The 17,213-nt window shown below is 38.8% G+C and carries 18 protein-coding genes and 1 pseudogene; 15 read left to right on the top strand and 4 right to left on the bottom strand.

The window, feature by feature from the left end; genetic code table 11:
- Nucleotides 1-23 precede the first annotated feature (23 nt).
- The 7 genes from M3197_RS07240 (at nucleotide 24) to M3197_RS07210 (ending at nucleotide 6,174) form a co-directional block, all read left to right on the top strand.
- Nucleotides 24-773: an amino acid ABC transporter ATP-binding protein gene (locus M3197_RS07240; RefSeq protein WP_251660218.1), complete on the top strand. Its 750-nt coding sequence runs from the start codon at nucleotides 24-26 to the stop codon at nucleotides 771-773.
- Between the two features lie 334 nt (nucleotides 774-1,107).
- The gene (locus tag M3197_RS07235) at nucleotides 1,108-1,488 is read left to right on the top strand and encodes a GntR family transcriptional regulator (RefSeq protein WP_025783424.1); all 381 of its coding nucleotides are present in this window, start codon (nucleotides 1,108-1,110) and stop codon (nucleotides 1,486-1,488) included.
- 2 nt (nucleotides 1,489-1,490) lie between these two features.
- Nucleotides 1,491-2,180 (top strand): ATP-binding cassette domain-containing protein, encoded by a 690-nt coding sequence (locus M3197_RS07230; RefSeq protein WP_251660216.1) that lies wholly within the window; start codon nucleotides 1,491-1,493, stop codon nucleotides 2,178-2,180.
- 8 nt (nucleotides 2,181-2,188) lie between these two features.
- Complete coding sequence (locus M3197_RS07225) at nucleotides 2,189-3,010, top strand: hypothetical protein (protein ID WP_251660214.1); 822 nt, start codon at nucleotides 2,189-2,191, stop codon at nucleotides 3,008-3,010.
- A 12-nt stretch (nucleotides 3,011-3,022) separates the two neighbouring features.
- Nucleotides 3,023-4,237 (top strand): hypothetical protein, encoded by a 1,215-nt coding sequence (locus M3197_RS07220; protein ID WP_251660212.1) that lies wholly within the window; start codon nucleotides 3,023-3,025, stop codon nucleotides 4,235-4,237.
- A gap of 55 nt (nucleotides 4,238-4,292) precedes the next feature.
- Nucleotides 4,293-4,835, top strand: a complete 543-nt coding sequence (locus M3197_RS07215; RefSeq protein WP_251660210.1) for an RNA polymerase sigma factor — start codon at nucleotides 4,293-4,295, stop codon at nucleotides 4,833-4,835.
- 856 nt (nucleotides 4,836-5,691) lie between these two features.
- Nucleotides 5,692-6,174, top strand: coding sequence for a hypothetical protein (locus tag M3197_RS07210; protein WP_251660208.1), 483 nt, complete (start codon nucleotides 5,692-5,694; stop codon nucleotides 6,172-6,174).
- Here the strand turns inward: M3197_RS07210 and M3197_RS07205 are convergent.
- From M3197_RS07205 to M3197_RS07195, 4 genes and pseudogenes are all read right to left on the bottom strand, one after another.
- A pseudogene (locus M3197_RS07205) lies at nucleotides 6,167-6,568 on the bottom strand (transposase); the annotation flags it as partial. The gene M3197_RS07210 and the pseudogene M3197_RS07205 overlap by 8 nt on opposite strands.
- A 311-nt stretch (nucleotides 6,569-6,879) precedes the next feature.
- The gene (locus M3197_RS07200; protein WP_053165969.1) at nucleotides 6,880-7,080 is read right to left on the bottom strand and encodes a cold-shock protein; all 201 of its coding nucleotides are present in this window, start codon (nucleotides 7,078-7,080) and stop codon (nucleotides 6,880-6,882) included.
- Nucleotides 7,081-7,512: 432 nt separating this feature from the next.
- On the bottom strand, nucleotides 7,513-7,641 hold the full coding sequence (locus M3197_RS17360; protein ID WP_285851229.1) for a hypothetical protein: 129 nt from the start codon (nucleotides 7,639-7,641) through the stop codon (nucleotides 7,513-7,515).
- Nucleotides 7,631-8,848: a sugar diacid recognition domain-containing protein gene (locus tag M3197_RS07195; RefSeq protein ID WP_251660205.1), complete on the bottom strand. Its 1,218-nt coding sequence runs from the start codon at nucleotides 8,846-8,848 to the stop codon at nucleotides 7,631-7,633. Before M3197_RS07195 ends, M3197_RS17360 begins: the two co-directional genes overlap by 11 nt.
- 145 nt (nucleotides 8,849-8,993) lie before the next feature.
- On the opposite strand from M3197_RS07195, the gene M3197_RS07190 reads away from it, so the two are divergent.
- The 8 genes from M3197_RS07190 to M3197_RS07155 all read left to right on the top strand — a co-directional run bounded on the left by M3197_RS07190 (nucleotide 8,994) and on the right by M3197_RS07155 (nucleotide 17,211).
- Entirely contained in the window at nucleotides 8,994-9,971 is a 978-nt protein-coding gene (locus M3197_RS07190) for an ornithine cyclodeaminase family protein (RefSeq protein ID WP_251660999.1), read from the top strand.
- A gap of 40 nt (nucleotides 9,972-10,011) precedes the next feature.
- On the top strand, nucleotides 10,012-11,172 hold the full coding sequence (locus M3197_RS07185; RefSeq protein WP_251660203.1) for an NAD(P)/FAD-dependent oxidoreductase: 1,161 nt from the start codon (nucleotides 10,012-10,014) through the stop codon (nucleotides 11,170-11,172).
- A 47-nt stretch (nucleotides 11,173-11,219) separates the two neighbouring features.
- A complete protein-coding gene (locus tag M3197_RS07180) occupies nucleotides 11,220-12,695 on the top strand; it encodes a sodium/proline symporter (protein ID WP_251660997.1) in 1,476 nt (491 codons plus the stop codon).
- Between the two features lie 249 nt (nucleotides 12,696-12,944).
- Nucleotides 12,945-13,631 carry a CoA transferase subunit A gene (locus M3197_RS07175; RefSeq protein ID WP_251660201.1) on the top strand — a complete coding sequence of 229 codons (687 nt, stop codon included), beginning with the start codon at nucleotides 12,945-12,947 and terminating at the stop codon, nucleotides 13,629-13,631.
- A complete protein-coding gene (locus tag M3197_RS07170; RefSeq protein WP_251660200.1) occupies nucleotides 13,618-14,268 on the top strand; it encodes a 3-oxoacid CoA-transferase subunit B in 651 nt (216 codons plus the stop codon). The genes M3197_RS07175 and M3197_RS07170 overlap by 14 nt, the downstream gene beginning before the upstream one ends.
- 130 nt (nucleotides 14,269-14,398) lie before the next feature.
- Complete coding sequence (locus tag M3197_RS07165; RefSeq protein ID WP_251660197.1) at nucleotides 14,399-15,244, top strand: 3-hydroxyacyl-CoA dehydrogenase NAD-binding domain-containing protein; 846 nt, start codon at nucleotides 14,399-14,401, stop codon at nucleotides 15,242-15,244.
- A 19-nt stretch (nucleotides 15,245-15,263) separates the two neighbouring features.
- Nucleotides 15,264-16,037: an enoyl-CoA hydratase/isomerase family protein gene (locus M3197_RS07160; RefSeq protein ID WP_251660195.1), complete on the top strand. Its 774-nt coding sequence runs from the start codon at nucleotides 15,264-15,266 to the stop codon at nucleotides 16,035-16,037.
- Nucleotides 16,038-16,050: 13 nt separating this feature from the next.
- The gene (locus M3197_RS07155; RefSeq protein ID WP_251660193.1) at nucleotides 16,051-17,211 is read left to right on the top strand and encodes an acyl-CoA dehydrogenase family protein; all 1,161 of its coding nucleotides are present in this window, start codon (nucleotides 16,051-16,053) and stop codon (nucleotides 17,209-17,211) included.
- Nucleotides 17,212-17,213 lie beyond the last annotated feature (2 nt).

Genomic DNA, 17,213 nt, shown 5'->3' with positions numbered 1-17,213 from the left:
TCTAGGTTTAGGGGGAGGCTATCTTGCAGGTTATTGAAGTTAAAAATCTTAAAAAAGCTTTCGGAGACAATCCTGTTTTAGATGGAGTCGACCTGTCTGTAAACAAAAGTGAAGTTGTCGTCATAATGGGGCCAAGCGGTTCAGGAAAATCCACTTTTCTTCGTTGTTTAACTTATTTAGAAGAGCCGAACGCAGGCATAATTAGAATTGGTCCCCACGAACTTCATACAGGGGGGAAACTAGATCGAAAACGCAAGAAAGAGATTAGGGAGTTACGAAAGAAAACTGGCTTTGTATTTCAGTCTTTTAATCTATTTCCAAATAAGACCGCAATCGAAAACGTGATGGAGGGTCCCTTGACGATTTACGGCGTTACGCCGAACGAAGCAAAGGAGTTAGCGGAATCCCTACTTGTCAAAGTAGGTCTGGGAGATCGTTGTGATCATTATCCATCCCAGTTGTCAGGCGGTCAACAGCAACGAGTAGCAATTGCTAGGGCGTTATCTCTAAATCCTACCGTCATGCTCTATGATGAACCCACGTCAGCATTGGACCCCGAACTAGTCAGAGAAGTTCTACAGGTGATTAAAGATTTGGCAGAAGAGGGGATGACAATGGTCATCGTTACACATGAAATGAATTTTGCGAGAGAAGTGGCGGATCGAGTGATTTTCATGGATGGCGGTGTCATAATCGAACAAGGGGACCCCAAAGAACTATTTGATAATCCAAAGGAAGAACGGACAAAAAGATTTCTTACGATGGCGGAGTGAGATCGAAGTTTGTATTTGGGTCATTAACTACACAAATAAAAGCAGGAGGCGAAAAGACTTTCTTTTCGCCTCCTGCTTTTTTGGCTGGGAATAACAAGACATTGTGAACTACACTATAATAAGATTATTTGACCATTTTGTTGTCTAAACAACTACATACTTATGAAATGAGGGAGTACAGAATCAAATATCTATAAACCTTTTAAAAAATATTCAGAATAGGATTGACAACAATAATGTATTAAGCATATAATACGCTTGTAGTGTATGAACTACCTAATACATACACTGAATTGGTTTGGTATTACAAAAGGTTGATATAGGAGTTGTTTCAATGAATGTAAATTTTAATAATCGTGATCCGGTCTATTTGCAAATTGTTCGTTATTTTAAGGAAAAAATTGCAGTGGGAGGATTGAAACCTGGCGAAGAAATCCCATCAAGGCGGGAGTTGGCGAATCGGATGAAAGTTAACCCTAACACCGCGCAACGAGCGTATAAGGAAATGGAGGAACAAGGTTTGATTTATACGGAGAAAAATCATCCAAGTAGAATCACATCGGATAAAGTGACATTAGGTAAGGTAAGAGATGAACTACTTGCTGAGGCAGTTGATATGTTTGTGACATCTGTTCGTTCCATTAATGTACCAGTAGAAGAATTGCTGGACTTGGTAAAGGTAAAGTACACAGCTAACGGTGATAAGGAGGATTAAACATGATTGAAGTAAAATCGGTTGAAAAGAAATACGCACGTAAGAAAATATTAAAAGGCGTATCTTTCACAGCAAACAAAGGTGAAATCACTTGTTTAATAGGAATCAATGGAGTTGGGAAGACGACGATTCTAAATGCAATAATGGCGCTTACCCCGATTAATAAAGGACAGATATTAATAGATGGAGAACCACTAACTAAAAATTCATTCGAAAAAATCACCTTTATCCCTGATACTATTACAATGCTTCCACACATGAAAATAGCAGAAGCGATGGAGTTTATGAATGACTTTTATACTTGTTGGAATCAGGAACGCGCAAACGAATTACTAGGTTTTTTTAGATTAGATCCGAACGAACGAATTTCTTCCTTATCAAAAGGTAATACAGCAAAGGTTAACCTGTTACTTGGCCTAGCACTTGATGTGGATTATGTATTAATGGATGAGCCGTTCTCTGGAATTGACATGTTTAGTCGAGAGGATATTGCAAATGTATTCACAAGTCATTTGATTGAAAATCGCGGTGTAATTATTACAACTCATGAAGTAGGCGATATTGAACATTTAATTGATAAGGTTGTACTTCTAGATGATGGAATAGTTAGAAAGGAATTTAGCGCAGAGCAAGCGCGGGAAAACGAAGGGAAGTCTGTCATTGATGTAATGAGAGAGGTGTATCAAAGATGAAAAATTACTTGAAGCTCGTTAACTTTGAATTTAATCGCATTGCGAAACTATATGCAGTTTTAATTGGTGTAACTTTTACAATCCAGATTGTAGGGGTCATTGTGCAATCAAGATATTATCTTAACATGGCTAATGAAATTATGTATGATGTAATGTTATCGAAATCACAGTTTCTAGAAAATTACGATAAAATAAGTTTCTCACAAATAATGAATAGCATGTGGTTTCTAGGTTCTATTTGGTTCTGTGTCGCTGCTGTTGTTTTCTATATCTTTATTATTTGGTATCGTGATTGGATAGGGAAGAATACATTTATTTACAGATTATTGATGCTCCCTACAACAAGATTGAATATTTTCTTTGCAAAAATTACCACGATCTTAATTATGACATTAGGAGTAGTTGCAATTCAACTCATTATGCTGCGGATTGAAACACTACTAATGAAAGCAATTGTACCTAAAGTGTTTATAAGAGATATTAGCTTGAATGAAGTTGTTACCATTATGCCCGAATTTAATTTCATCATTCCTAATAGCCCGATTGAACTTATTTTAATCTATGGTGCAGGAGTGTCGGCTGTTAGTATTTTATTTACTGCGATCTTAATGGAAAGAAGCTTCAAATGGAAGGGGATTTTAGCAGGTCTCATTTATAGTGCAGTTGCTGTTGGTTTAATGATTTCACCATTATTTATAAATGAGTTTTTTCTAAATGGCTTCTTCTACAAAATTGAAATGTTTGTACTTGAAATCATAATGGGTTTCCTTGTTCTCGCAGGATCTATTTGGACTTGTAGATTCCTGTTAATGAAAAAGATTACCGTATAAGGGGTGTTGAAAATGATAAAATACTGGAAATTCACAGCAATCATTATAGTTATTGTGTTTAGTATTGGTACTTTCTATGTAAATTCTTCAACATCAGCGGAACAATCTCCGACGTTTCATATCAAAGCATTAAGCGGGGACGAAAAAGAGATTACACCGTTAATAATGGAGGGTTACTACGTAGATATTTCTTCTATGAATATTGGTAATTCGAGTCTAGCAATCAGCGCAAAAGGTACTACATATCAAAGTCATTCCTTTTTAGACCAAATTGCCGGAAATCCTCCGACTGTGATTAAGAGGTTACAAGAAAAAAATCGTGCATTCATGAGAGGAAAAAATTACTCGGAGGACTTGTTTTTTGAGAATAAACAGTTTCTAGCATATGCAGATGTAGCATCTAGTTCGGTAAAATCAAGAAACTATAAGTTTGATATATCTGTGTTAACCAAAAAAGATGACACTATCAACTCCTTCAAGTTGGATGTTCCAGAAGGTAAAGAAATGGATCATCTTCTTGTAGAAGATGTACAAATAATTGGGGATAAATTATATCTCATCACCCATAACATAATAAGCAAAAGTAGAAAACAGTATGAAGAAAAACATATCTATACAATCGATTTATCTACTAAAAAAATGATAGATCATGAAGCAATTATTCAGTTTTCCAGAATACAAAAGCATACAAGTATTGATGTACAACTAGTTAGAACAAGTCTTACAAAAACGAGTGAGCATCTTATTCTTCTGGAAACTGAAAATAAAGTAAACGAAGATATGGAGTCTACAAGTGATGAAGTAGTAATACAGGAAATCAGCTCTTACAATATACAAACTAAAGAAAAGGAAACGATTAACATCCCAGGTTTGCATTTAGGAGGTAATCGACTCAGCTTCTTCGATGATTCTATCATTTACTTCATGATGTTAGACGGACAAAATCTCCTAGTAACACCTTATCGTTTAGCAGACGATACGGTTGGTCAACCATATAATATCCAATTATCTGGTGAAAAGGGTACTGTTTCAGAACCTATTACAACTGTAAAAGATGGTAAACTCTATATCGCATCTTCCCAAATGAATGAAGATATAAATGCAGATGTAATTGTTGCGGATGCGTATACAGGAGAAATACTTTTTAAAGGTCAAGTAGCTCTAGATGGTTCATCAAAAGATAATGGAAATTTCGATTTGTCCTTGTTCGATCTATTTGTGAAATAGATTCTATGAAGATAGATTTGAGTTAATTTTTCTTTATAGAACAGAGGAGGTCAAAGTGAACACCATATCAAAGAAAGAGATTGTTTTAGCTAAATTTAACCTAAGTACGAAAGATCAAAAAGATAATGATCTCTATATGGAATGTAGGAAGAAAGTGCATCGCCTTGCACTTTCCTATGTGAAAGATAATTATTTAGCAGAGGATCTTTCTCATGAAATTCTTGTAAAATGCTATCTAAACCTTAAAAAATATAATGGAGATCTTTCCTTCTATCCATGGATGTATCGAATCGCGAACAATCATTGTATTGATTTTTTACGAAAAGGTTACCATCATCGAGTTGTGCTTCATGAAAATATGGAGCTACTTAACGATGAGGACGCGTGTACGCCTGAGTTAGAGGTTATAAATAGTTTGGATACAGAAGAACTCAGAAACAAATTAAGACAGCTGCCTTCAAAGTATGAAGAAGTTATTATTCTCTTTTACTTTAAAGACCAATCTTTAAAAGAGATCCAGCATCATTTAAATATTAATCTTTCAACAATAAAAACTAGGTTGTCTCGAGCCAAGAAGATGCTGAGGGATATGTATTAGGATGCAGAAGTTCCAGTTTACGTTTTATAGGTAGTGTTCGTTATAAGGGGGGACCATTAAAAGATACTTGTCCATTATGTGGTACCCTTTTGCATGATCCTGAAGTTCACGTCGAAGCTGACTAACGAACGTGGAGGTATTGTTAAACAGATGAAAAAGACCCTACATAGTAGGGTCTTAGACTGTAGACAAAAGGTTTGGAAAACGAAATGTTTTCCAAACCTTTTGATATTACTTATAGAACTTTTGATTATTTTGCTTCCAATCATCCTTCAATTTTATTTAAGTGGTAGTTACAACAATTGTAGACATTCTACAATCATCACTGAATTCTATGAGACTAGCTTGAATACGATTGGTGCACTGGTCACAGGTCGTACTAATAAAACAGTGTTTAATAATAACCAGAAAGCGGCAGAAATTTATGCAGGCGACGCTATAAGGGTTATCAAGCTAAGTGGATATTCCAACTAAGTAAAAAACTCAATAAACACCATTACAGTTTTTAATATGTAACAGTGTATTTTATCATTTTTTATTGTTGTCAAAATGTTACACTAATTATAAGCGCCGTAGATAACAAAGAAATGGGTATTGGACCTTGTTAGTCTACGGACCATTAATTATTTTATGTTTGAATTGGAGGGAATGAAATGAAATTTGCTTACCTTTTCTTAGTCTTATTTACTCTGAGTGCATGTGTAAAGGATACTAGTCCAACACCTATTTTAGAGGAAAGTAGTACTGATAGTGCTAGTGTGATAAAGACCGAAATTACGACTAGTAAGAAAAAAATCAAGATTCCCCTGAATATGTAGCTAAAAACGAAAGCAAACTTTCTATTGAGGATTCTGAAATGGCTTATGAAATGGCCGTGAAAGCATTGACGGATTACTATAATGCGGTCTGGAGCGGTACGGATATGAATTTGGATACTTTTATCGATAGCGAAAACCTTAAGTTGTATACGCAAAAAAAAATTCAATCTCAATATGATATGTATGTAAAGAATAATGTCACTTCAAATGTTAAGAATATCGAGATTGGCGCTTGGGAAGTGGAGTATACAAGTGATGTGGATGGGGGCTATCTATATTTAGACATGCCAGTGGAAATTAACAAAAATGTAGGTAGTTATGGTGAAAGTACCGAATTTCTTATAAGAAATATAAATGGTAAGTTAGTGATAGTTGATTGGTATACGGGTGGAAAAGATTCTTATGATTTCATGGTCCGTGGAGATAATCAAGCGATTGACGATCCTAATATTTGGAATGATAGTGAATGGATAAATGAGTTAAATACCAAACAGATTAATTTTTCAAGCACCGCTCGATAAAGACGTGTTCCGAGCTAAGTAGCCCACGATCTGCGACTTCCTTTAGTACTCGATAAAAGATCTGTTCGAATAGATCTGTATCTGCAAAACGGCAAACGTAGTTTTTTCCGAACGTAGAGAAATGCGGAACTTCTGTGTGAAAACCGAATCCAAGAAACCATCGATAGGCCATATTGGTTTCAATTTCTTTGATGGTCTGACGCATCGAGCGAATACCAAAGGTATATTGAATGAATGTCATTTTAATGAGTACAACTGGATCTATGCTGGGTCTCCCAAATAATGAATATAGATCTTCAACTAATGGATAAATGAAAGAAAAATCATTTGCTGCATCTAATTTACGAACCAGATGGTCTTGTGGAACTAACTGTTCGAGTGTAAGCATTTCCATCTATTCCCGTTCATTAACTTAATTCTTCGTCATCCTTTCCATCACCTCATTTGATAGTTGGGAGATTCTGTTGATTGTAGCGGAGAGCGGCGACTCCTGAGGGATCAGCGAAGCTTGAAGACCCTGGACTGAGCAAAGCGAGGGAAGCGGCTGAGAGCAAGCCCCTCGGAAAGCGTCCGCTCGCAGCGGAAATCAACTTTTCATAGTTAATACTATTGTAAAAGAAAAAGACTATAGGCAACCCCCCATAATTTCTGGAGTTTGTCTACAGTCTGAGACCCTACATAGTAGGTTTTTTTCTAGCTATATTATTAAGCTTTTTGAACGTTTGTAGCTTGTAGGCCACGTTGTCCTTGTTCGATTTCAAACGTTACACTTTGACCTTCGTCTAAAGATTTGAAACCTTCGCTTTGGATCGCTGAGAAATGTACGAATACGTCATCTCCTGCTTCACGCTCGATGAATCCAAAACCTTTTTCTGCATTAAACCACTTAACTGTACCTTGTTCCATAATAATTGCCTCCTAGTGCGGATATCCACACAGTAATGTTACTATACTTGCTCAAATACCTTAGACGAAAAACAAAATATATTCTCAATCTGAAAAGAACAAAAATAATACTTCCTTAGAATAACAGATATTGAGTGAAACCGCAAATTGTACGACAGATAGTACTATGAAAAATCTTCATTCTCCCTTTTGCGGACAGGATTTCATCAAGTTATTGGACAAAGTTTAATCAACAGGCTTTTGTACCGTCTTTAAAACCAACATGGTTCCATTGTTGGTATCCACTCTAAAAACACATGCTCTCTGTTTAGTTATGTCCTTATGAATGAATTGGCGCAGATCCTATTTTAAGAAAGCCACAAAATGTTTAACTGTTTGACTATGGTATACATCACTTTTTAGATTGGATTCTATAGATACATTTTTCCCCAATCACATGTACTCCGTAAAGACGTGCTCCTCATCGCTACTTACCATTGCTTCTAAAACTAAAGAATCGTTATTTCTGTCCTTTTCCCATATAACGAAAATCACGGCAATGACCTCCCGATTATTCTTCATCCAAAATAATCTCTTTGAAATGCTCATGCTGCTTTATAGCCAAATATAAAAGTGTGCATTGTTTAAACGAATTTAAATCAATGCTCAAGATTTCCTGAAGTTGTTGCAATCTGTACAACAACGTATTGCGATGAATATAAAGTTTTCTGGCGGCTTGGCTCATGTTCATTTTCTCATCACAATAGACGAGAAAACTATCGATGAGGACTGGACCATTCACGTGATTCATTAATTTTGTGATGTGAGTGTCCAGAGTCCACTGAGCAGGAAGCAAAATCTCTTCTACGCCATGGGCTAGTAAGTCCCAATCGTCTATTGAAACGATTGATGATTGCAAGTGATGGCGATTGGCAATCTCTAAGGCTTTTCTACACTGCTCATAGGCTTTTAAAATTCCGTCAATGGAGGAGGACGGATTACTATACGAAAAAAGGAACTTACTGACTATTTCACGGTTGTCTAAAAAGCTCCTCAGCTTGTCCGAGACGAACTCTAATCTCTTTATTAGCGTAGTCCTTTCAGCAGGTTGGTCAGAGAGTAAAATGAGCCATTGACCCTTAAATAAAGGAACAACAAAATCCTGATCATTGGTATTGAATAAATTTTTTAAGCATACATATAGCTCTTGTTCTTCCTGTTTGAATGTTCGGTTTTGCTGGATATACCGGGTTTGATCAATAGAAGTCTGTAGATCCAATAAAATACAACGTCTTGGTATTCCTAGTGTAAACCCGTGCATGTCACAATAGCTGCCAATACTAATGAAATCAGCGTTCTCTTGATAACTTGTGAGACGTTTAAAGAAATATCGCATCGTTTCCATTTCAGAAGCAACTGTTTTTGAACGAAAGTTTTCCATTAGTAGCATCTCTATGTGGGATTGGACAAATTGTGCGTATCGTTCGACGGTTGCGGGGTCTCCAATAAGACCGAGTACACCTACTGTTTCTTGTTGAAATCTTAAAGGCGTAGCAATACCAGGTAAGACGTTTACGAGATTGGCAGTTTGTTCCTTGGTAAAAAACATCATCTTTCCTGACCGTGTCACTTCTGTAGTAACTATATGATGTGAGCCAATTCGGTTAATGTCTGTGCTCCCAATTACCAGCCCATCCTTATCCGTAATACTAATTGGGATATTTAATATGGAAGAAAACTGTTCAACGATTGATTGTGCATAGTGCCCAATGTTCTGCAATTCGTTCATCCCTTTCTGCTATTAGATTTTCAAGCCTTTTTAAACGATCTGCCCTAAATTCGTACTCGATTGTTGTGCATTTTGGATGTATTACTTTCAAGATATGAAAGTATAGTGTAAGACAGAATCGATAAATTGGTGGGAGGGATTTCAAATATTAGTTTTGAGTGCTAAAAGCCAAATGGAACTAGTGGATATGAAAGAAATTTTACAGTGTATCGAAGTTGCTTTGGAAGAATTTTCAAGGTCAGCTACCGATACTCCCATTCGAACGATTTTACCGTTTGGGACTGAAAACTCTGGTGTCGTGATGCCATCAGTAGCAGAAGGTTTAGAATCGATGGGTCTCAAATATGTCAACGTTGTACCTTCTAATATAACTATTGGAAAAAAGGTCATTAACGGTGTTGTTTTACTTTCTGACATTACAACCGGAGAACCAATTGCATTATTAGAAGGCTCTTACTTAACGCGATTACGGACAGGAGCTTTGTCAGGAGTTGCTACAAAGTACTTATCTCGTAAAGACTCCAAAACACTAGGCATTATTGGTACAGGTGAACAAGCCAAAGGGCTGTGTGTCGCAATTCTAGCAGTAAGAGATATTGATACCATCTATGTTTACAATCGAAGTGAAGAGAAGGCAATTGCATTTTCCGAATTTGTCGCAACTCAGTTCAACAAGCAAGTTGTCGTTTGCGATGATCCAAATGAAGTAGTTAGAGAATCGGATATTCTTGTCACAGCTACGACCGCAATGACCCCTGTATTTACAGAAAAACTAAAACCTGGTGTGCATGTAAATGGAGTGGGTTCTTTTAAGACAACAATGCAAGAGTTACCGACATCAGCCATTTGCAGTGCTACTAAGGTAGTTGTGGAATCCAAAGAATCGGCATTGGAAGAAGCGGGGGATTTAGTTGTTCCAATCCAAGCTGGTATGTACTCGAAGGATGCAATCCACGGCGAACTCGGACAAATTATAAGTGGGAAATTAACAGGAAGAGAAAATGAACATGAGGTAACTGTATTTAAATCAGTCGGATTAGCAATTGCTGACATCGTCATTGCAAAGTACTTTTACGACAAAGCCTTCAAAAATAAAGTTGGAGTAACCGTTGACCTTACATGAGATAACGAGAATAGAGCAACTATTTTAGGGGGTACAGGCTATGAAAAAAGCAGATATTATCATTGTCGGTGGTGGAGTCATGGGTTCAAGTACAGCTTTTGCATTACGTAAGAATGGGTTCGAGGGAAATATTCTAGTATTTGAAAAGGATCCAACGTATGAGTATTCCTCCACATCCCGAAGTGCGGGTGGTTTCCGACAATTATACTCGACGTCTATTAATATACAGCTTAGTCGATTCAGTTTGGAAGTCTATAAAAACTTTACAGAAGACATGGCCATAGACGGGGACAAGGCTGAAATTGACTTCAAACAGCGAGGCTATCTATTTTTAGCGACTGACCGGATGATAGCTGCATATGAAAAGCAACTCAAATTACAAAATTCTCTCGGTGTCCCATCTGAAATCCTATCGACCAGCGATCTACTGAACATCATCCCAGAGCTAGAAACAGGTGATTTAGCAGGAGGATTATTCTGTAAGGAAGATGGTTATCTGGATCCGTATTCGGTTATGCAGGCGTATCGTAAAAATGCCCAACACTTAGAAGTGGATTATGTAACTGCAGAAGTCTCTACATTACTTACAGAAGGCAGAAAAATGCGGGGGGTTCAATTAATAGACGGATCCATTTACACTGCACCCGTTGTCATTAATTGTGCAGGTGCCTGGGGCGCTGCTTTAAGCGGAGAAATCGGATTACCGTTGCCGGTTGTCCCGTTGAAGCGCCAGATGTATGTCTTTGACTCTACGAAGAGATTGGAAAAAATGTTACCGCTTACAATCGACCCGACTGGAGTCTATTTCAGACATGAGATGGATCGGGTAGTCGCTGGCTTTTCGGATGATGTTACACCTGGCATCGATTTTAACTGGAAGCGTTCTTCTTTTGATCATCTGTGGCCGATTTTAGCGCATCGAATTCCAAACTTTGAGAATCTCAAACTGGAATCCGGATGGGCGGGTCTGTACGACCATAATACAGTTGACCAAAATGCAATTATTGGGGAGCACCCACAAATGAAAGGGTATTACGTTGCACTTGGATTCAGTGGACATGGTATGCAGCAAGCGCCTGGAGTGGGACTTGGATTGGCTGAGCTTATCTGTAAAGGGAGGTATGAAACACTCGACCTGTCTCCACTAAGAGTCGAACGTTTTGCGGAGAATGATTTAGTGTTGGAAGATGCAATTGTTTAACCTGAGTTGTAGAAATTCGAATGAGAAAACCAAAGGAGATGAGTGAATTGCATACGGTTATTATGGTCGAATTCGTTATGTATCTCTTGATCATGTTGGTTGTTGGATATCTCGTAAGTCGGCGTACTAAAAGCCATGCGGATTTCCTTTTGGGCGGCAAGCAGTTGCCGGGTTGGGCGTTAGCATTTTCAGAGCGTGCTACGGGTGAATCTGCATGGCTCTTGCTAGGCTACACCGGTTTTGTTTTTGCAACAGGTTTATCAGGAGTTTGGGTAGCAGTCGGAATCGCTTCAGGCATTATCTTCTCCTGGCTGTTCTTGGCGAAACGTTTCATGAAAGAAGCTGAGAAGACGGGTACGATGACGTTACCTAGTTTTCTTGCAGCCCGCTTCGGTAAACAAGGTAAGATCATCCTTTGGCTTTCTACTATTCTTATTTTTAGTTTTATGATGTTTTACTTTGGAGCACAAATTGCTGGAGCTGGAAAAACCTTGTTAGCTGTTTTTAATATTCCAACAAAGGTTGGCGCGATTTTAAGTATTGTTGTGGTCGTAATCCTTGCCTATGTTGGTGGCTTCGTAACAGTTGTTTGGACAGACATGATTCAATCCATCATGATGCTAGTTACATTAGTGGTATTACCAATTGTAGCCTTATTCCAAATTTCATCAGCCGACTTGTCAATCAGTCAGGCTCTTGTGGCGGCAGGACCTTCGATGGATTCATGGACCGGCGGGGCAATTGGGTTCTCATTAGGTTTGTTGCTTTTTAATAACTTTGCCTGGTTTTTCGGTTTCCTAGGTGGGCAACCACAATTAAGTGCTCGATTTATGGCATTGAGAAGTGAAAAAGAAGCAAAACAGGGGAGTATTGTAGCAATCACTTGGACGATTTTAGCTTATAGTGGAGCATTTATGATTGGTATCACGGCGCTCACATTATACCAAGGCCAAGTATTTGCAGATGTTGAGATGATTTTACCATTTATGATACTGGACTTGATGCCGCCGTGGATCGCAGGAGTTTTACTTGCAGGGATTCTTGCAGCAATCATTTCTACTGCAGATTCACAGTTATTGGTCATTACTAGTTCCGTTAGTGAAGACATCATACAGCGTGCCATGAAATTGAAGCTTTCTGAAAAGAAACTAGTCGCCATTTCGCGTCTTACTATCGTCGGTGCTGGAATCGTAGGCTTAGTCATCGCCTTAACGTCAAAATCCCTCGTGTTTCTCGTGGTCAGTTGGGCGTGGGCTGGAGTTGGATGTACGCTGTCGCCAGCGGTCATGTTAACGTTCCTTTGGAAACGATATTCAGGAATCGGTGTCATCGCGACAATTATTTCGGGGTTCGTAAGTACCGTTATTTGGATTTCAACTCCGCTCGATGCGATTGCGACATCCCGATTCACAACGTTTTTTATTGCAGCAGCATTCGGTATCGTCTTCAGTCTATTGTTTCCAGATAAAAAAGAAGAACCGGATACATCTTCAGTACAAGTATCGGATTCAACATCTGTTTGAGTACGATGACTATGAGTTCAAGGTGATGAACTAAAGACGCAGACTTTTGGGTTTGTGTCTTTTGTTTGTATATGACATGATCTATGAATTTAGGATATCAGAATTTGAACGTATGACAGTAAAGAACTTGGAATATACATGGAGTGAAGCAGAATAACAATTTCGATTGTAGCTAATAGATACGTACCAAAAAAAGTTTTAAAGAGCGTTGGGTTTGAGCTCATAGTCTAACTAGGAAGGAGATCGAACTTGGAAAAACTGTTAGAGAAAGAAGAGTTTATTAAATTTGTGAAAGATGGTGACAAACTGCTCGTTGGTGGTTTTGGAATGTCTGGAACTCCATTGACTTTAATAGATGAAATCGCTGCTTCCTCGTTGAAGAATCTGACAGTGGTTAGTAATAACTTAGGAGAGCCTGGCAAGGGATTGGGTATTCTTTTAAACGAGAAAAAATTAAACAAGGCGATTGGGTCTTACTTTACGACAAATCGCGATGCGGTCCAAGCTTGGGTCGATGGTGAACTGGAGATTGAATTGATCCCACAAGGAACTTTAGCGGAAGCCGTCAGGTGCGGTGGCGCAGGGATTGGTGGTTTCTATACTAAGACAGCAGTCGGTACCAAATTAGCTGAAGGAAAAGAAGTGAGAGTGATTGAAGGTGAGCGATTCATTTTGGAGAAAGCAATCAAAGGCGACGTTTCGCTTATCAAAGCGCACAAAGCAGATCATTTAGGAAACTTAGTGTACGACCATACGGGAAGGAATTTCAATCCGGTAATGGCAACTGCTAGTAAAGTCGTCATTGCGGAAGTGGATGAAATCGTAAAAAACGGGGAACTAAACCCTTCGGAAATTGTAACGCCTCATGTATATGTGGATTATATCGTAAAGAGTCATTACGTGAAAAAGGCAGGTGTTTTCGTTGCATCAGATTGATCGCATTAAAATTGCGAAACGCATAGTCCAAGAATTAAAACAAGGTCAAGTTGTTAATTTGGGTGTCGGGATTCCGACTTTAATACCTGATTATTTAGGAGAGAAAAAACTTGTTCTTCAATCTGAGAACGGGTTGCTTGGAATGGGTCCTACTCCGTCTGCGGAAAAAGTGAATATGGATTTGATAAGTGCAAGCAAAGCGCCTATCACAATGGAAATTGGCGCTTCACTATTTGATAGTTCAAATTCGTTTGCAATGATTAGGGGTGGCCATATAGATGTAGCTGTCCTAGGTGTGTTACAAGTCGATCAGACAGGTGAAATTGCAAATTGGGCTGTACCCGGCCAAACTATTTTAGGTGTTGGAGGAGCTATGGATTTAGTGGCAGGAGCAAATAAAATCATTGTAGCCACGGTACATTCCTCCAAAAACGGAGAGCCCAAACTTGTGAAGGAACTGACATTTCCGTCGAGCGGAAACCGCAAAGCGGACCTGGTTGTTTCAGAACATGCCGTTTTTAAGTTTGAGGATGGAACAATGAAGCTCGTTGAAATTTTGTCTGATATTCGCATAGAAGAACTAATAGAAATAACTGGCGCTGATTTTGAATACAATTCGGAGATAACGAACGCCTAATAGGAAAACGCTATTTCTGAAGAAAACTGAAGGCTAATTAGACAAGCGTTGGTCAGGTGAAGTAACCCTTTAACCTAAGAAGAACATACAGACTAGATAAAGCTGAAGTAACTTTTGAGGAGGCTGAGTGTTGAAGCAAATTACAATTGTTGGTTCTGGTGTCATGGGAAAAGGAATCGCATATTCGTGTGCAGTGTCTGGATATAAAGTAGTTTTGAATGATTTGAACGGGGACATACTCGCTAGAGCGAAAAAAGAGATCGAAGAGTTACTAGATTCAAGTTTAAGTGGAGGCTATCTAAAAGAAGGGACATACAATAGTGCAAAAATAAATCTCATCTATGAATCCAATCTAGAAGTAGCAGCAAAAGAAGCTGATCTAGTCATCGAAGCGGTTCTCGAAAAAATCGAATTAAAAATTGAAGTATTTCAGAAGCTAGATCATATTTGTAAGCCAGAAACGGTTCTTGCTACAAACACCTCGACCATGAGCCCGACTGAAATCGGTGCCCAAACAACTCGACCTGACAAAGTCGTCGCAATGCATTTCTTTAATCCTGTGCATAAAATGAAGTTGATTGAAGTGGTAAGAGGTCTCGAAACATCTGATGAGACAGTAGAATTTGTTAAGGGAATTGCTGAGTCACTTAGGAAAGAAGCTATTGAAGTTAACGAGTTTCCTGGTTTCGTAACCTCCAGAATGAACTGTTTGATTGGCAATGAAGCTATGAATCTGCTGATGGAAGGAGTTGCTTCCGCTAAAGATATCGACAAGGCGATGAAGCTAGGTCTGAATCATCCGATGGGTCCGTTAGAACTTGCTGATTTAGTCGGACTAGATACTAGACTTCGAAACATGGAATATTTATATGCGACGTTAGGAGAGAAATATAGACCTTGTCCTTTACTTATTAACTATGTAAAAGCGGGACGACTTGGAAAGAAAAGCGGCAAAGGGTTTTACGAGTATACGTAAGGGAGGAAACGATATCACAATGTATTCGAACATTGTTGTGGAAAAAGAAGAAGGTATTTTGTACCTCACACTTAACCGTCCGGAAATAAGAAATGCCTTAGATACACAAACCTTAATGGAAATCGATTCAGCCTTCTCTGATGCTGAAAGGGACAAGGAAGTGCGAGTAATTGTTCTCCAAGGCGCAGGTGGGAAATCATTTGCCGCTGGAGCAGATATTCAACAACTTCATGATCGAAATGCACTTGAAGCGCTTATCCCTGGAATGCAAGGCTTGTACTCTAAAATTGAAGCTTGTTCAAAAGTGACCATTGCTGTGGTGACGGGTTTTGCTCTTGGTGGCGGTTGCGAATTAGCATTAGCATGTGATATCCGGGTAGCAACGAAACGGGCAAAGTTTGGATTACCGGAGCTGAATTTAGGAATAATTCCGGGAGCGGGTGGTACTCAACGACTTTCTAGAATCATCGGGAAAGGACGTGCACTCGATATGATTTTGACAGGAAAAATAATTGATGGTGAAGAAGCAGAGCGGATAGGCTTAGTCACTTACTTTACAGATGAAAACGCGCTTAATGAGACTGTAGAAAAAGTTGTTTCAAACGTCTTAAAAAAAGGTCCTGTTGCCGTTCAACTTGTTAAAGCTGCAGTCCATAAAGGATTCGATATCGATTCTGGAACAGCGATGTGGATTGAGAAACTATCCCAGGCAGTCGCTTTTACTACTGAAGATAAAAGAGAAGGTACGCTAGCATTTCTAGAGAAAAGAACTGCGAATTTCATCAATCGATAAGGGGAGAAATGGTATGGATTTCAATTTCACGGAGGACATCGATTTTCTAAGAGCAAACGTCAAAAAATTTGTAAAAGAACAAGTTGAACCGGTTGCAATGGAAATTGAAGAAAACGATTGCATTCCAAAAAAGATTGTGGATTTGTCGAAAGAGATGGGACTCTTCAGTCTTGGAATCCCTGAGGAATATGGTGGGCTTGGTCTGGATATGGTTGGTAAATGTGCGATTTATGAAGAACTTGGAAAAACACATAATGGATTTACGACGCTGATCGGTGCTCATACAGGAATCGGTACAGTGGGAATCGTGGACCTTGGAACGGAAGAACAGAAGAAGAAATATCTGCCGAAGATGGCTACGGGTGAATGGATTGGTGCGTTTGGACTGACGGAGCCAAGTGCAGGATCGAATGCTGCGAATATAAAAACAACCGCTGTAAAAAAAGGCGATAAATACATCATTAACGGGTCCAAGCATTATATTACGAATGCTGTGGATGGTCATGTCTTCACTGTAATGGCGGTAACAGACAGTTCAAAAGGGGCACGTGGAATCACCTCGTTCATCGTTGAAAAAGACACGCCTGGATTCATCCTCGGTTCAGTCGAACAGAAAATGGGGTTAAGAGGCTCTCATTCTGCTGAATTGTTTTTCGATAATATGGAAGTACCCGCAGAAAACGTCTTAGGAGAAGAAGGATCAGGTTATATTAATGCTCTGAAAATCCTTGCGAATGGTCGAGCAGGTTTAGCCGCAAGAAACTTAGGATCATGTGTTAGATTGCTGGAACACTCTCTTGAATATGCCCATGAACGAGAACAATTTGGGCAAAAGATTGTCGACATGCAGGCGGTCCAGCATATGCTTGCTGAAATCAGTATGCAAATCGAAGTCCTTCGTTCCATGACATATCGTGTTGCTTGGATGACGGATCAGAATAAGCGTGTAGTAAAAGAAGCAGCTATTGCTAAACTTTTTGCTTCAGAAGTGTATAACAAAGTTGCAGATCTTGCTTTACAAATTCACGGTGGAATTGGTTATATGAAAGACTATCCAATTGAACGTTATTACCGAGATGCTAGAATTACGAAAATCTATGAGGGTACTTCTGAGATACAAAGAAACATCATTGCCAGTGAACTGAAACGTGATTATGCAAATAAGGGGCTGTAAAG

The sequence above is a fragment of the Sporosarcina aquimarina genome, assembly GCF_023715615.1.
Taxonomy (GTDB): Bacteria; Bacillota; Bacilli; order Bacillales_A; family Planococcaceae; genus Sporosarcina; species Sporosarcina aquimarina_A.
Note: the sequence above shows the minus strand (reverse complement) of the source record. Positions and strands in the feature narration are given on the sequence as shown.

Excerpts from the sequence above, each read along its gene's own strand:
- M3197_RS07230 (WP_251660216.1), top strand. The coding sequence starts at position 1,491 with ATGATTGAAGTAAAATCGGTTGAAAAGAAATACGCACGTAAGAAAATA.
- M3197_RS07155 (WP_251660193.1), top strand. The coding sequence starts at position 16,051 with ATGGATTTCAATTTCACGGAGGACATCGATTTTCTAAGAGCAAACGTC.
- M3197_RS07195 (WP_251660205.1), bottom strand. The coding sequence starts at position 8,848 with ATGAACGAATTGCAGAACATTGGGCACTATGCACAATCAATCGTTGAA.
- M3197_RS07185 (WP_251660203.1), top strand. The coding sequence starts at position 10,012 with ATGAAAAAAGCAGATATTATCATTGTCGGTGGTGGAGTCATGGGTTCA.
- M3197_RS07220 (WP_251660212.1), top strand. The coding sequence starts at position 3,023 with ATGATAAAATACTGGAAATTCACAGCAATCATTATAGTTATTGTGTTT.
- M3197_RS07235 (WP_025783424.1), top strand. The coding sequence starts at position 1,108 with ATGAATGTAAATTTTAATAATCGTGATCCGGTCTATTTGCAAATTGTT.
- M3197_RS07210 (WP_251660208.1), top strand. The coding sequence starts at position 5,692 with ATGGCTTATGAAATGGCCGTGAAAGCATTGACGGATTACTATAATGCG.
- M3197_RS17360 (WP_285851229.1), bottom strand. The coding sequence starts at position 7,641 with ATGAAGAATAATCGGGAGGTCATTGCCGTGATTTTCGTTATATGGGAA.
- M3197_RS07160 (WP_251660195.1), top strand. The coding sequence starts at position 15,264 with ATGTATTCGAACATTGTTGTGGAAAAAGAAGAAGGTATTTTGTACCTC.
- M3197_RS07200 (WP_053165969.1), bottom strand. The coding sequence starts at position 7,080 with ATGGAACAAGGTACAGTTAAGTGGTTTAATGCAGAAAAAGGTTTTGGA.